The sequence below is a fragment of the Yimella sp. NH-Cas1 genome, assembly GCF_022359705.1.
Taxonomy (GTDB): Bacteria; Actinomycetota; Actinomycetes; order Actinomycetales; family Dermatophilaceae; genus Yimella; species Yimella lutea.
The window spans coordinates 1,917,753-1,930,688 of record NZ_JAKSGG010000003.1 but is presented as its reverse complement, the minus strand read 5'-3'; the positions used below and the strand labels follow the sequence as shown (position 1 = coordinate 1,930,688).

General features: G+C 67.0%; 12 protein-coding genes and 4 tRNA genes. 9 read left to right on the top strand and 7 right to left on the bottom strand.

From position 1 onward, the window contains the following. The first annotated feature begins 6 nt into the window (after positions 1-6). Together rph and rdgB are read left to right on the top strand one after the other, a co-directional pair. Positions 7-771 carry a ribonuclease PH gene (gene rph / locus MF407_RS09595; RefSeq protein WP_239702146.1) on the top strand — a complete coding sequence of 255 codons (765 nt, stop codon included), beginning with the start codon at positions 7-9 and terminating at the stop codon, positions 769-771. Next, positions 768-1,373, top strand: a complete 606-nt coding sequence (gene rdgB / locus MF407_RS09590) for an RdgB/HAM1 family non-canonical purine NTP pyrophosphatase (RefSeq protein WP_239702145.1) — start codon at positions 768-770, stop codon at positions 1,371-1,373. The genes rph and rdgB overlap by 4 nt, the downstream gene beginning before the upstream one ends. A 171-nt stretch (positions 1,374-1,544) precedes the next feature. Here rdgB and MF407_RS09585 read toward each other — a convergent pair. After that, positions 1,545-1,626 (bottom strand) — tRNA-Leu (locus tag MF407_RS09585). Between the two features lie 100 nt (positions 1,627-1,726). Continuing rightward, positions 1,727-2,194 carry a thioredoxin-dependent thiol peroxidase gene (gene bcp / locus MF407_RS09580; protein WP_129624857.1) on the bottom strand — a complete coding sequence of 156 codons (468 nt, stop codon included), beginning with the start codon at positions 2,192-2,194 and terminating at the stop codon, positions 1,727-1,729. A 76-nt stretch (positions 2,195-2,270) separates the two neighbouring features. Between bcp and MF407_RS09575 the strand changes: the two genes are divergently transcribed. Together MF407_RS09575 and MF407_RS09570 are read left to right on the top strand one after the other, a co-directional pair. Then, positions 2,271-2,543: a DUF3618 domain-containing protein gene (locus MF407_RS09575; RefSeq protein WP_129624858.1), complete on the top strand. Its 273-nt coding sequence runs from the start codon at positions 2,271-2,273 to the stop codon at positions 2,541-2,543. 22 nt (positions 2,544-2,565) lie between these two features. Continuing rightward, complete coding sequence (locus MF407_RS09570; protein WP_239702144.1) at positions 2,566-2,862, top strand: co-chaperone GroES; 297 nt, start codon at positions 2,566-2,568, stop codon at positions 2,860-2,862. Between the two features lie 48 nt (positions 2,863-2,910). On the opposite strand, the gene MF407_RS09565 is transcribed toward MF407_RS09570, so the two are convergent. The 3 genes from MF407_RS09565 to MF407_RS09555 all read right to left on the bottom strand — a co-directional run bounded on the left by MF407_RS09565 (position 2,911) and on the right by MF407_RS09555 (position 5,343). Continuing rightward, a complete protein-coding gene (locus tag MF407_RS09565) occupies positions 2,911-4,107 on the bottom strand; it encodes a glycine C-acetyltransferase (protein ID WP_239702143.1) in 1,197 nt (398 codons plus the stop codon). A 1-nt stretch (position 4,108) separates the two neighbouring features. Continuing rightward, positions 4,109-5,146, bottom strand: a complete 1,038-nt coding sequence (gene tdh, locus MF407_RS09560; RefSeq protein ID WP_239702142.1) for an L-threonine 3-dehydrogenase — start codon at positions 5,144-5,146, stop codon at positions 4,109-4,111. Between the two features lie 121 nt (positions 5,147-5,267). Continuing rightward, positions 5,268-5,343, bottom strand: a tRNA-Lys gene (locus MF407_RS09555). A gap of 178 nt (positions 5,344-5,521) precedes the next feature. On the opposite strand from MF407_RS09555, the gene MF407_RS09550 reads away from it, so the two are divergent. Further along, positions 5,522-7,246, top strand: a complete 1,725-nt coding sequence (locus tag MF407_RS09550; protein ID WP_239702141.1) for a YihY/virulence factor BrkB family protein — start codon at positions 5,522-5,524, stop codon at positions 7,244-7,246. Between the two features lie 57 nt (positions 7,247-7,303). Here the strand turns inward: MF407_RS09550 and MF407_RS09545 are convergent. Further along, a tRNA-His gene (locus MF407_RS09545) sits at positions 7,304-7,379 on the bottom strand. Between the two features lie 76 nt (positions 7,380-7,455). Then, entirely contained in the window at positions 7,456-8,094 is a 639-nt protein-coding gene (orn, locus tag MF407_RS09540) for an oligoribonuclease (RefSeq protein ID WP_345770852.1), read from the bottom strand. A 50-nt stretch (positions 8,095-8,144) separates the two neighbouring features. Here orn and MF407_RS09535 point away from each other — a divergent pair, with 50 nt between their 5' ends. From MF407_RS09535 to MF407_RS09520, 4 genes are all read left to right on the top strand, one after another. Beyond that, positions 8,145-9,359, top strand: a complete 1,215-nt coding sequence (locus tag MF407_RS09535) for a PrsW family intramembrane metalloprotease (RefSeq protein WP_141927945.1) — start codon at positions 8,145-8,147, stop codon at positions 9,357-9,359. 39 nt (positions 9,360-9,398) lie between these two features. After that, positions 9,399-9,475, top strand: a tRNA-Arg gene (locus MF407_RS09530). A gap of 61 nt (positions 9,476-9,536) precedes the next feature. Beyond that, the gene (locus MF407_RS09525) at positions 9,537-11,249 is read left to right on the top strand and encodes a dynamin family protein (protein WP_239702140.1); all 1,713 of its coding nucleotides are present in this window, start codon (positions 9,537-9,539) and stop codon (positions 11,247-11,249) included. Further along, positions 11,246-12,892, top strand: a complete 1,647-nt coding sequence (locus MF407_RS09520) for a GTPase (RefSeq protein ID WP_239702139.1) — start codon at positions 11,246-11,248, stop codon at positions 12,890-12,892. Before MF407_RS09525 ends, MF407_RS09520 begins: the two co-directional genes overlap by 4 nt. Positions 12,893-12,936 lie beyond the last annotated feature (44 nt).

The window sequence follows — 12,936 nt, the reverse complement described above, 5'->3', positions numbered from 1 at the left end:
GAGCGCATGACCGACGCCACTCCTCAGACCCGACACGACGGCCGCGCGAACGACCAACTCCGCGACATCAAGATCACCCGCAACTGGCTCGACCACGCCGAGGGCAGCGTCCTCATCGAGTTCGGCAAGACCCGGGTGCTCTGCGCCGCATCATTCACCGAAGGTGTGCCGCGTTGGCTCAAGGGCCGTGGAACCGGGTGGGTCACCGCCGAGTACGAAATGCTGCCGCGCTCGACGAACACCCGCAGTGACCGCGAATCGCGCAAGGGCAAGGTCGGCGGCCGCACACACGAGATCTCCCGGCTGATCGGACGCTCGCTGCGGGCGATCATCGACACGAAAGCGTTGGGGGAGAACACGATCGTGCTCGACTGCGACGTCCTCCAGGCGGACGGTGGTACCCGCACCGCAGCCATCACCGGGGCGTACGTGGCCCTGCAGGACGCGATCGAGGACGCCCGGGCAAAGGGCCTGATCGCCAAGAACGCGCAGCCGCTCACCGGATCCATCGCCGCCATCAGCGTCGGCGTGGTGAAGGGCGTTCCGGTCCTCGACCTGGACTACCCGGAGGACTCCACCGCCGAGACGGACATGAACGTCGTGATGACCGGTGCCGGTGGCTTCGTCGAGGTGCAGGGCACTGCCGAGGGTGCACCCTTCGACCGCGACGAACTGAACGCGCTGCTCGATCTCGCCGCCAAGGGCATCGGCGACCTCACCCGTCTGCAGCAGGAAGCGCTGGACACGCACGCCCGCGAGCGTTCACGATGAGCGACCTGGTCCTCGCGACCCGCAACGCCGGCAAGATCGCCGACCTGCAGGGGCTCATCGACTCCGAGCCCGCGCTGGACGGGCTGCGCGTGGTGGGAGTGGGAGATTTCCCCGAACTCGAGGACGTTCCGGAGACCGGGCTGACCTTCATCGAGAATGCCACCCTGAAGGCCAAGTACGCGACCAAGAAGTTGAATCTGCCTGCGGTTGCTGATGATTCAGGAATCTCGGTGGACGTGCTCGGCGGCTGTCCAGGTGTGTTCAGCGCGCGCTGGGCAGGACGTCACGGCGACGACCAGGCCAACATCGACCTGCTGCTCGCGCAGACCGCCGACGTGCCGATCGACAAGCTGATCGCTCGCTTCGAGTGTTCGGTGGTGCTCGCGATGCCGGACGGTGCGTTGCACTCTGCCACCGGGGTCGTCGACGGACGGCTCACCAGAGAGCAGCGCGGCACCAACGGGTTCGGGTACGACCCGATCTTCGAACTGCCTGACGGCCGTACGTTCGCCGAGTACACCGCAACCGAGAAGCACGCCGCCTCTCACCGCGGCCAGGCCTTCCGTGCGCTGGTGCCCACCCTCGTCCGGCTGTTCACCTGAGACGATCGCGCAGCGGGTGCGCGACCGCAGCGTGACGCGGCGCTACGCCGACGACTGGGAGCGGACGGTTTCCAGCTCTTCAACCAGATCTCATCGCTTGGCGCGTATGTCCTGGCCGCGTCCACGCTGCCGTTCATCGCTCGCAAGCGAGTCTGCGTCGGGGACCGAAAGTGCGCGAGGGGGGACTCGAACCCCCACACCCGAAGGCGCCAGGACCTAAACCTGGTGCGTCTGCCAATTCCGCCACTCGCGCAAGCGCACCAAGACTAGATCACCGGAATCCCTGCGTGGATTCCGCGCAGGTAGGAACATGCGTCGATCCAGGAGGTGCGCGGATTTCTGCAGGACGCGGCTCAGGCCAGCTTGAGGGCCTTCTTCAGGGACGCGACGTGGCCGGTGGCCTTGATGTTGTACTTCGCCAGTTCGACCTTGCCCTCGGGGTCGACGACGATCGTGGAGCGGATGACGCCCACGACGGTCTTGCCGTAGAGCTTCTTCTCGCCGTAGGCGCCGTACGCCTCGAGCACCGACTTGTCCTCGTCCGACAGCAGCGGGTAGGTCAGCGACTCCTGCTCCACGAACTTCTCCAGCTTGGCGACAGGGTCGGGGGAGATGCCGACGACGTCGTAGCCGGCCTCGGCCAGGCCGGCGAGGCTGTCGCGGAAGTCGCAGGCCTCCTTGGTGCAGCCGGGGGTCATCGCGGCCGGGTAGAAGAAGATCACCAGGTGGCGTCCGCGGTAGTCCGACAGTGACACCGATCCGCCTTCACTGGACGGCAGGGTGAAGTCGGGTGCGGGATCCGACATTGCGAGACGAGTCATGGGGTCCTCCGAACGTACTGGCGGGTCTGTCTGCGTTATCGTCTCAGGCAGTCCACGAACCTCAAGGAGTAACCCCATGGCCGACAAGCCGGCACCGAAGAACGCCAAGGAGATCGAGGCCGAACTCCAGGCGTCCCGTCAGCGCTTGGCAAGCACCATCGACGAACTCGCCTTCCGCGCGCAGCCCAAGGAGGTTGCCAAGCGTCAGGTCGAGGGACTCAAGCTGAAGGCCAACGACATGACCCGCACCTCCGACGGCGACGTCGCCGAGGACAAGGTCGGCAAGATGGTCGGCGGAGCCGGAGCGTTCCTGCTCGTGCTCGGCCTGCTGCGCCGTCTCCGTGGCTGAGGAGCACAACCTTCCGATTCGGATGCTGCATGACCGTCTGCTCGTCAAGGCGGACGGTGAGGGCGGCGAACGGCGGTCCGGTGGCGGCATTGTCATCCCGGCCACTGCGGCGATGGGCAAGCGACTGGCCTGGGCCGAGGTCGTAGCCGTCGGGCAACACGTCCGGCAGGTGCAGCTGGGTGACCGGGTGCTGTACGACCCGGACGAGAAGGCCGAGGTCGAACTGCAGAGCCGCTCGTACATCCTGCTTCGCGAACGCGACCTGCACGCGGTTGCGGCCCAGCGGGTGGACGACGGATCGACCGGTCTCTATCTGTGAAACATGACTGCGGGGCAGCCGAATCGGTTGCCCCGCAGTCATTTCGGTTCAGGAACCGAGCACCTCGGAACGCGCGTCGATGAACGCCTGGACGCAGGTGCGCACGTCGTCCTCCGAATGGGCGGCGGACAGCTGGACGCGGATGCGGGCCTTGCCCTTCGGGACGACCGGGTAGCTGAATGCGATCACGTAGACGCCACGCTGCAACATCGCATCGGCGACCTGTGCGGCCTGGCGCGCTCCTTCCTCGCCGGGGAACATGACCGGGGTGATGGGGTGCGAGCCGGGAAGCAACTCGAAACCGGCGTCGGTCATCAGCTCACGGAACAGCTCGGTGTTGCGGCGCAGCTGCGCGCGTCCTTCGCCCGATGAGCGAGCCAGCTCCAGCGCCTTGCGCGACCCGGCGACCACCGAGGGCGCGACGGCGTTGGAGAAGAGGTACGGACGAGACCGCTGGCGCAGCAGGTCGACGATCTCCTGGTGCGCGGCGACGTAGCCGCCGGAAGCGCCACCGAGGGCCTTGCCGAGGGTGCCGGTGACGATGTCGACGCGGTCGATCACGCCGCAGTGCTCGTGCGTGCCGCGTCCGCCTTTGCCGACGAAACCCACGGCGTGCGAGTCGTCCACCATGACCATCGCGCCGAACTCCTCGGCCAGGTCGCAGATCTGTTCCAGCGGCGCGTAGTAGCCGTCCATGGAGAAGACGCCGTCTGTGACGATGATCACGCGGCGCGCGTCCGCGTCCTTCGCCGCCTGCAGCTGGGTGCGCAGATCGTCCATGTCGGCGTTCTGGTAACGGAACCGCTTGGCCTTCGACAGGCGGATGCCGTCGATCAACGAGGCGTGGTTGAGCTCGTCGGAGATGATCGCGTCCTGCGCCTCGAACAACACCTCGAAGATGCCGCCGTTGGCGTCGAAGCAGGAGGAGTAGAGGATCGCGTCGTCGGTGCCGCAGAAGTCGGCCAGTTCGCGTTCGAGGTCGCGGTGCTGGGTCTGGGTGCCGCAGATGAAACGCACGCTGGCCATGCCGAAACCCCACTCGTCCAACGCTTTTCGCGCCTCAGCGACAACGTCGGGGTGGTCGGCGAGACCGAGGTAGTTGTTCGCGCAGAAATTCAGTGCCTCGCCGGCCGTGGTGGCGACGTGGGAGGACTGCGGGGTGGTCAGTTCGCGCTCGCGCTTGGTGAGTCCGGCGTCGTCGATCTCACGCAACGACGCGCTCAGCTGGTCCTTGATGGCGTACATCTCAGCTCCAATCCATGATGACCTTGCCGCAGTTGCCCGATCGGGCCGCAGCGAACGCGTCCTGCCATTGTTCGGCGGGGAAACGGTGGGTGATGACCGACTGTACGGCGCGCTTGAGTTCCGGGGAGGTCGAGAGCATCGCGCTCATCGCGTACCAGGTGTCGTACATCTCGCGGCCGTAGATGCCCTTGATCGTGAGCATGTGTGTGATGACCCGGCCCCAGTTGACAGCGAAGTCGTCACCGGGTAGGCCGAGCATCGCGATGCGTCCGCCGTGGTTCATGTTGTCGATCATCTCGGCCATTGCCTGCGCGTTGCCCGACATTTCCAGGCCGACGTCGAAGCCCTCGCGCATGCCCAGTTCGCTCTGGACGTCGGCGATCCGTTGCTGCGCCACGTTGACGACCCGGTCGGCGCCGGCGCCGCGGGCCAGTTCGAGGCGGTAGTCGGAGACGTCGGTGACCACGACGTGCCGTGCGCCGACGTGCTTGGCGATCGCGGCCGCCATCACGCCGATGGGTCCGGCGCCGGTGATGAGGACGTCCTCGCCGACCATGGGGAAGGACAGTGCAGTGTGGGTGGCGTTGCCGAACGGGTCGAAGACAGCACCGAGGTCGGGATCGATGTCGGCCGGCTGCACCCACACATTGGACGCGGGGATCACGACGTAGTCGGCGAACACGCCGTCGCGATTGACACCGACGCTGTTGGTGCGGATGCAGACCTGTCGCCGGCCGGCGCGGCAGTTGCGACACTCGTTGCAGACCACGTGGCCCTCACCGGAGGCACGCTGCCCGACGGTCACGCTGGCGACGTCGGGACCGATCTCGACGACCTCGCCGTAGAACTCGTGGCCGATGACCAGCGGCGGTTTCACGATCGAGGACGCCCAGTCGTCCCACTGCTGCAGGTGCAGGTCGGTGCCGCACAAACCTGCTCGCAGCACCCGGATCTTCACCTCGCCGGGGCCGACGGTGGGTTCGGGAACGTCGATGAGTTCGAGTCCGGGGGCTGCCGATGTCTTGGCCAATGCACGCACGTTCGGCCATCTTGCCAGGAAGTGTGATGAAGACAACAGCGGCGCGTCGTGGGTGTCCACGCACACTTGCGGCTTGCGCGAATAACGACGAAGGCCAGGCAGATTGCCTGGCCTTCGTGACTGGTGCGCCATCAGGGACTCGAACCCCAAACCCGCTGATTAAGAGTCAGCTGCTCTGCCAATTGAGCTAATGGCGCAACGAGGAAGAACATTACCCCACGGTCCGGGCCAGTGTGAAATCGGTTGAGCGCGGCCGGTTGCAAGCGCGCTCTCGCCGTGTCGCGACCAAGTGCCACCGGACGCGAATGCCCGCGCGGCCCCGATTCTCGGTAGGTTCCCTGGTAGTAACTGTCTGCCTTGGAGGACCTGAAACCCATGACCGTCCTGTACGACGAAGCGATCGACCGGCCGTTCGACGAGCCGCCCGAGTCACCCGCCAAACCCGACTGGAAGGTTGCGTTCTCCCGCGCCCGCTCGAAGTTCTCCCAGGACGGCGGCACCGACGCCGCGGCGGCACTCACCTACTACGCGATGCAGTCGCTGTTCCCCGGCCTCATCGCGGTCATCTCGCTGCTGAACATCTTCGGCAACGGCAAGGAGACGACGCGCAAACTGGTCGAGTCGATCGGCCGGATCATCGGCAAGAGCCCCGAGGATCTCAGCGCTGTCACGAGCTTCATCGACAACGTGCAGGCGACCCCCGGCGGTGGCGTCGCCCTGATCGTCGGTATCGGTGGTGCGCTGTGGTCGGCGTCCGGTTATGTCGGTGCGTTCAGTCGTGCGCTCAACCGGATCTACGCGGTCGAGGAGGGGCGCTCCTTCCTCAAGCTCAAGGGCACCCTGCTGCTGGTGACTGCCATCGAGATCGTGCTCATCGTGCTGGTCATGCTGTCGCTCGTGCTCAGCGGTGGCGTTGCCAAGGAGGTCGGCAGTGCGATCGGCCTCGGTGACACCGCAGTGATGGTCTGGGACCTCGTGAAGTGGCCGTTCGTGGCGCTCGTGGTGCTCGGCATCATCTCGATGCTCTACCGCACCACCCCGAACGTGCGACGTGCCAAGGGCAACCGGCTGTTCAGCTCCGGTGCGGTGGTCGGCTTCGTCGTCTGGGTGCTCGCGTCGCTGGCGCTCGTCGCCTACATCGGCTTCACCCAGGGCGCCAGCTACCAGAAGACCTACGGTGCCTTCGCCGCCGCGATCATCCTGCTGCTGTGGCTGTGGATCACCAACATCGCGCTGCTGTTCGGTGCCGAGCTCGACGCCGAACTCCTGCGCACCCGCCAGTTGAAGTCGGGCCTGCCCGCGGAGCGCCTCATCCTGCTGCCCGCCCGCGACACCGACGGCATCGACAAGAAGATCGAGAAGGACGAGAAGCAGGTCGCCGACGCGATCGAGCTGCGAGTGAACTCCGGAGGAAGCATGGACGCCTACACCGGCCGTGACAATGCCGAGACCGCCACCGCGCGCGACTTCGGGCTGGCGATGGGTCCGGGCCAGCACGGCAAGGTGGGCAACGGGTCGGCGCCGGTCGACCGTGAGCCGGCTACCGTCCTGACGCGACCCACGCGCACCCGTGAGTCGATGCCGACCGACCCGAACGATGCCGCCGTCTACGTCCAGAACTCACGTGACGCCCGTCGCGAGGAAGCGTTGATCGCCGCCGCGCAGGAGCGCAAGGTGCGTGAACGTAAGACCGCGCAGGAGGCGAAGGTCAAGAAGAAGCAGGCCGAGAAGGAGAAGGAGCGGCGCGAACTGGAGAAGGCGCACAAGGACGCCTTGCCGTTGGCCAAGGAGTGGGAGGCGGTGGACGCCGTGCGCGCGCAGTTCGCCCCGCGTCCGAGTGCCGAGCGCGACCGCATCCTGGCCGAGCGCGAGTCCCGTCGTCAGGCTTTCAAGGTGGAGCAGGCTGAGGCGAACGCAGCCAGGGCGCAGGAGGCACGCGAGAAGAAGGCGTTCGAACCGACCGCCGAGAGCAAGGCGTTCGTTCCGGGTGAGGCGGAAGGGCCGCAGGGTGCGTCCCCGGCGCCGAGCGTGCTGGAACAGCAGGTCGCCACGGAGCGGGAGAAGCGACGCAACGACTGGTACGCCGCTCGCGGACTCTGACCGCGGCGACAGGCACGAAGAAGGCCCGGTGACGATTGGTCATCGGGCCTTCTCACATGGGGTGAGTGACGGGACTTGAACCCGCGACCACCGCGACCACAACGCGGTGCTCTACCAGCTGAGCTACACCCACCATGCAGATGCCGCCTACGTGAGGCAGCGCGGACTATCCTACCTGCTCTCCGACAGTGCTTCTGACCAACCCCGGCTCAGCCGGATGTGGTCTCGCTTTCGTTCCCGACGACGTGCTTGGCGGCCAGCGCGCGGGCCGTCTTGGAGTCTGGCCCGGGCTGGGGCACGAACACCGCCTCGCGGTAGTAGCGCAGTTCGGCGATGGACTCGGTGATGTCGGCCAGGGCGCGGTGACCGCCGCCCTTCTTCGGCGCGTTGAAGTACGCGCGGGGATACCAGCGACGCGACAACTCCTTGATCGATGACACGTCGATGAGGCGGTAGTGCAGGTGGGCGGTCAGTTCCGGCATGTCGCGGGCCAGGAACGCACGGTCCGTGGCCACGGAGTTGCCGCCGAGCGGCCACTTGCCGGCTTCCGGGGCGTGCTGGCGGATGTACTCCAGCACCTGCTGCTCGGCTTCGGCCATCGTCACGCCTTGGCCGAGTTCGTCGAGCAGCCCACTGCTGGTGTGCATGTCGCGGACGAACTCGTTCATCTGCTCGAGCGCGGTCGGCTCGGGCTTGATGAGGACGTCGATGCCGTCACCGATCTGGTTCAGCTCGAAGTCGGTGATCAGTACCGCGACCTCGATCAGGGCGTCCGCCTCGAGGTCGAGGCCGGTCATCTCGCAATCGATCCAAATGATGCGTTCGTTGCTCGTCTTGTCCTCACTCACACCCTGCAGCCTAGAGCCGCACGAAGCCGATCGTCGGTAGGGTCTTCGCCATGGGGATCCCACCGGACAGTGTCCGGACGCTGTCCAGAGCGCAGCTCGCACACCTCAACGGACGGCGTCCGCTGCTGCGTCGCGCCATCTCCTGGACCATCGGGATCGTCTTCTTCGGGCTCTGCCTCGCTGTGGTTCTGGCGAGTCTGCACGCTCAATCCGGGCTGACCGCAACGGTTCTGGGCATCGCGACAGGTTTTGTGGTGCTCGGCATCGTCGTACCGGTATTCCTGTGGCTCGACCGGTTCGAACCCGAGCCGTGGGGAATGCTGCTGTTCGCGTTCCTGTGGGGGGCGTGCGTCGCGACGGTCGGTGCCGCACTGCTCAACGACATCGGTGGCTACCTGATCGGGGCGACGGCGGAGAACAACGCTCCGGTCGCCATCTTCGTCGCTCCGCCGGTCGAGGAGGCCCTCAAGGGTCTGGCACTCATCCTGCTGATCGTGTTCCGCCGCAAGGAGATCGACGGCATCGTCGACGGAATGGTCTACGCCGGCCTGTGTGCGGCCGGCTTCGCGTTCGTCGAGGACATTGTCTACCTCGCCAACGGCTATGCCGACTCCGGTGAAGAGGGCCTGTTCGGCACGTTCATCGTCCGGGTGTTGATGAGTCCGTTCGCACATCCAATGTTCACCATCTGCATCGGGATCGGCGTGGGGATCGCGGCCACATCCCGCGGATTCGCCATGCGCGTCCTGCCGCCGCTCATCGGCTTCGTCTGCGCCGTCATGTTGCACATGGGATGGAACGCGCTCGCGATCCTCGCCGAAGAGGGCTGGCTGCTCACCTACGTCCTGGTGCAGGTGCCGCTGTTCTGTGCATTCGTGGCTCTGTTGGTGATCGCCCGGCGCCGGGAGTCGGCCAGGATCGGCGAGCAACTGTCGGGATACGTCGACAGTTCGTGGCTGTCTCCGCCCGAGGTACGGATGCTCGCGTCCATGTCGGAGCGCCGGTACGCGCGTGCCTGGGCGAAGTCCCACGGTGGCAAAACGCTCGAACTCCAGATGGAGCAGTTCCAGGACATCGCGAGCGAACTGGCCATGCTGCGGGCCCGGATCAACCGCGGCGACCACGGACCCGACTCGTTCGCACGTGAACACAAGCTGCTCGAAGCGCTGTGGATGTTGCGTCGCCCGTTCCTCGGCACACCGCTCTACCGGCACTACGAGTGGACGCCGATCGGTCGCCCGCCGATGCGCACCCCGCTGCGCTGACCGCGTCCACCGGCGGGTCGGTCTAGACTTCCCGCCGTTGCCCCCTTAGCTCAGCTGGATAGAGCAAGGGCCTTCTAATCCCTAGGTCGCAGGTTCGAGTCCTGCAGGGGGCGCCATCCGCAGGTTGGTCCATCGGTGTGGGCGTCCGGGGTCGCAGCGGACTCTAGACTCCTACCCGTGAGTCAAGTCCCTGATCCGTCCCGATTGCCTGCCGCTCTCGACCAACTGCGAGCAGCCGTCGAAGGGACGCACTTCCCGTTGGAGACCCCGCGTGCCGAGCAGGCCCGTGCCGGTCGTGGTGATCTGCTGAATCAGTTGCGCGACTACATCATTCCGCGCGCCAACTCCCTCGACGCGCCCTTGCTGGCGGTCGTCGGTGGGTCCACCGGTGCGGGCAAGTCGACCCTCGTCAACTCGATCGTGGGGGAGACCGTGACGACGCCCGGCGTGCTGCGACCCACCACGCGTGCATCGACGCTCATCCACCACCCCGACGACGCGCACTGGTTCACCACCAAGCGCATCCTGCCCGAGCTGGCCCGGCTGACCGGCGACTCCGCCGGAGCCCACGACCCGAACACGCTGCGACTTGTCGCCAGCGTTTCGGTGCCGCGCGGACTCGCGCTGCTGGATGCGCCCGACATCGACTCGGTCGTGTCCGCGAACCGTGACCTGGCCCGGCAGCTGCTCAGTGCCGCCGACCTCTGGATCTTCGTCACCACCGCCACCCGCTACGCCGACGCCGTGCCGTGGGAGTTGCTGCAGCAGGCGATCCATCGCGGGACGTCGGTAGCGGTCGTGCTCGACCGGGTGCCGATGGACGCGATGGAGGAGGTGCGTGCCGACCTCGCCGGGATGCTGATGGAGCGCGGACTCGGTCAGTCGCCGGTCTTCGCCGTTGCGGAGTCGACGTTGTCCAAGACCGGCATGCTTCCGGTCAGCGAGGTGACTCGCATCCGCGGGTGGCTGAGCTCCCTCGCTGCCGATGCTCACGCCCGCAGCATCGTCATCCGACGCACGCTCGACGGCGCGCTGGACTCCTTGAACGAACGCGGTCGGTCATTGCAGTCGCTGTCGCAGGAACAGCGTTCTGCCGCAGACGAATTGCGTCAGGCTCCGCAGGAGGCGTACTCCGCAGCGCTCGATGGCGTGAAGGAAGGCGTCCAGGACGGTTCGTTGCTGCGTGGCGAGGTGCTCGCGCGTTGGCAGGAGTTCGTCGGCACGGGAGAACTGCTGCGCCAGCTCGAAGCAGGCGTCGGGCGCATGCGAGACCGGGTCGTCGGAGCACTGCGTGGACGCGGGCGTGCCGAACCCGCCGAGAATCTCGGCGAGGCGTTGCATTCCGGCGTCGCGGCCCTGCTGGTCAACCACGCGGAGACCGCGGCGATCACCTCGGCGCGGGCTTGGCGCGCCACTCCCGGCGGGGCGCCGATCATCGAGAAGCATCGCGAACTGGGCTCTGCGTCAAAGGGATTCGGAGAACAGGTGGAGCGTGCGGTTCGCGACTGGCAGGGCAACGTGATGGATATGGTGCGTGAAGAAGCAGGTTCGCGGCGCACCACCGCACGGTTCCTCGCCTTCGGTGTCAACGGCATCGCGGTCATGCTCATGCTCATCTCGTTCTCCGCGACCGCCGGCCTGACCGGGGCCGAGGTCGGCATCGCCGGTGGATCGGCGGTGCTCGCGCAGCGACTGCTCGAAGCGATCTTCGGTGATCAGGCGGTGCGCACGCTCAGCGCGAAGGCGCGTGGCCTGCTCCTCGAGCGCACCACAGAACTCTTCGAGGCCGAGGAGCAGCGGTTCGAGAAAGTGCTGTCGGATGAGATCGGCCAGGCGTCCACGGACGACCGGATCGGCCCGGCGCTCGCGGCAGTGAAGGCGGCACGATGAGCCCCGATCTGTTCAAGCGGAAGTCTGGCGGCGTCGTCAGCAACGAGGCGCTGCAGCAGCGTGGCAAGGCGCTGGAGACAGCGATCGAGCACGGCGGTGAGCGACTCCCGGCGTCCAATGTCGCGGTTGTTCGCGACCTGGAGCGCAAGGTCGCCGAACGCAGTGGCATTGCCGGTGGACGCACGGTCGTCGCACTTGCCGGAGCGACCGGAAGCGGCAAGTCCAGCCTGTTCAATGCGCTTGTCGGCGAACCGGTTTCGAGGATCGGTGCACGGCGTCCGACCACCTCTCAGGCCGCCGCTGCGGTCTGGGGGGAGGAGCCGTCCGGTCCGCTGCTCGACTGGGTCGGGGTAGGAGCCCGGCACCAGGTGCCGCTCGCCGCACCGACCACCGGGACGCTCGACGGTCTCGTGCTGCTCGATCTTCCCGACTTCGACTCCAATGTCATCGCGCACCGGCACGAGGCCGACCGCGTCCTGAAGCTGTCGGATGTCTTCATCTGGGTCACCGACCCGCAGAAGTACGCCGACGCCGTCCTGCACGACGACTACATCCGCACGATGGCCGGCCACGCGGCGGTGACGATCGTCGTCCTCAATCAGATCGATCGGCTCAGCCGCGAGGCGGCCAAGGCCTGCATCGCTGACCTGGAGAAGCTGCTGGAGCGTGATGGTCTGAGCGGGGTGAAGGTGCTCGCCACCTCGGCCGCCCAGGGCATCGGCCTGGACGAGCTGCGCACCACCCTGGGAAAGGTCGTCGCCCACCGCAATGCCGCCAACCAGCGGCTGGCGGCCGACCTGCGTGTGCAGGCGGTCGAGTTGCGCAAGCACGTCGCCGACACCGAACCCGAACTCGGGCGCAAGACGGGTGACGAACTCACCGATGCCCTCGCCAAGGCCGCGGCCGTGCCGGTCGTTGGTCAGGCTGTCGAACGCGACTACCGGCAGCGAGCTGCCGCGCACGGCGGGTGGCCGTTCACCCGGTGGGCCAACAAGTTCCGCCCGGCGCCGCTTTCTCGCCTGGGCCTGGACAAGGTCGCCTCGCAGCTGACCCGGTCCGAGGGGCAGCGTGCTCTCGGCCGTTCCTCGCTGCCGCCCGCCTCGCCGGCGGCTCTGGCGGCGGTGGACCTGGCGACTCGCCGGCTCGGTGAGCGGGCCGCCGAGGGGCTCCCGCAGCCTTGGGCGGACGCGGTGTACGACGCCGCTTCGCCGCAGAACGACGATCTGCGCGACTCGCTCGACCAGGCGGTGATGGGTACCGAGCTGCGCGATCGCGACCCGGTCTGGTGGACCGTGTTCTCGATGCTGCAGTGGCTCTTCGCGGCGGTCACCCTCGCCGGTCTGCTGTGGCTGCTGATGCTGGCAGGTCTTGGCTTTGCTCAGATTCAGCTCGATGTGCCCACGTGGGGCTGGATACCGATCCCGGTGCTCCTGCTCGCGGGCGGGCTCCTGCTCGGGCTGTTGCTTGCGGTGCTCTCGCGTTTCCTGGCCGCCAAGGGCGGACGTCGTCGGCGCGCTGCCGCCGAACGCCGCTTGCGCGACGCAGTGTCCGAGGTCGGTGAGATCAAGTTGGTGGCGCCCGTGCGAGCCGTGCTCGCCGAGCACCGGGCGACTCGCGAGGCGCTCGACCAGGCGGCACGCTGAGTTCTCCACAGCCCACGATCGAGGCCGCCGTCGTCCACACCCGC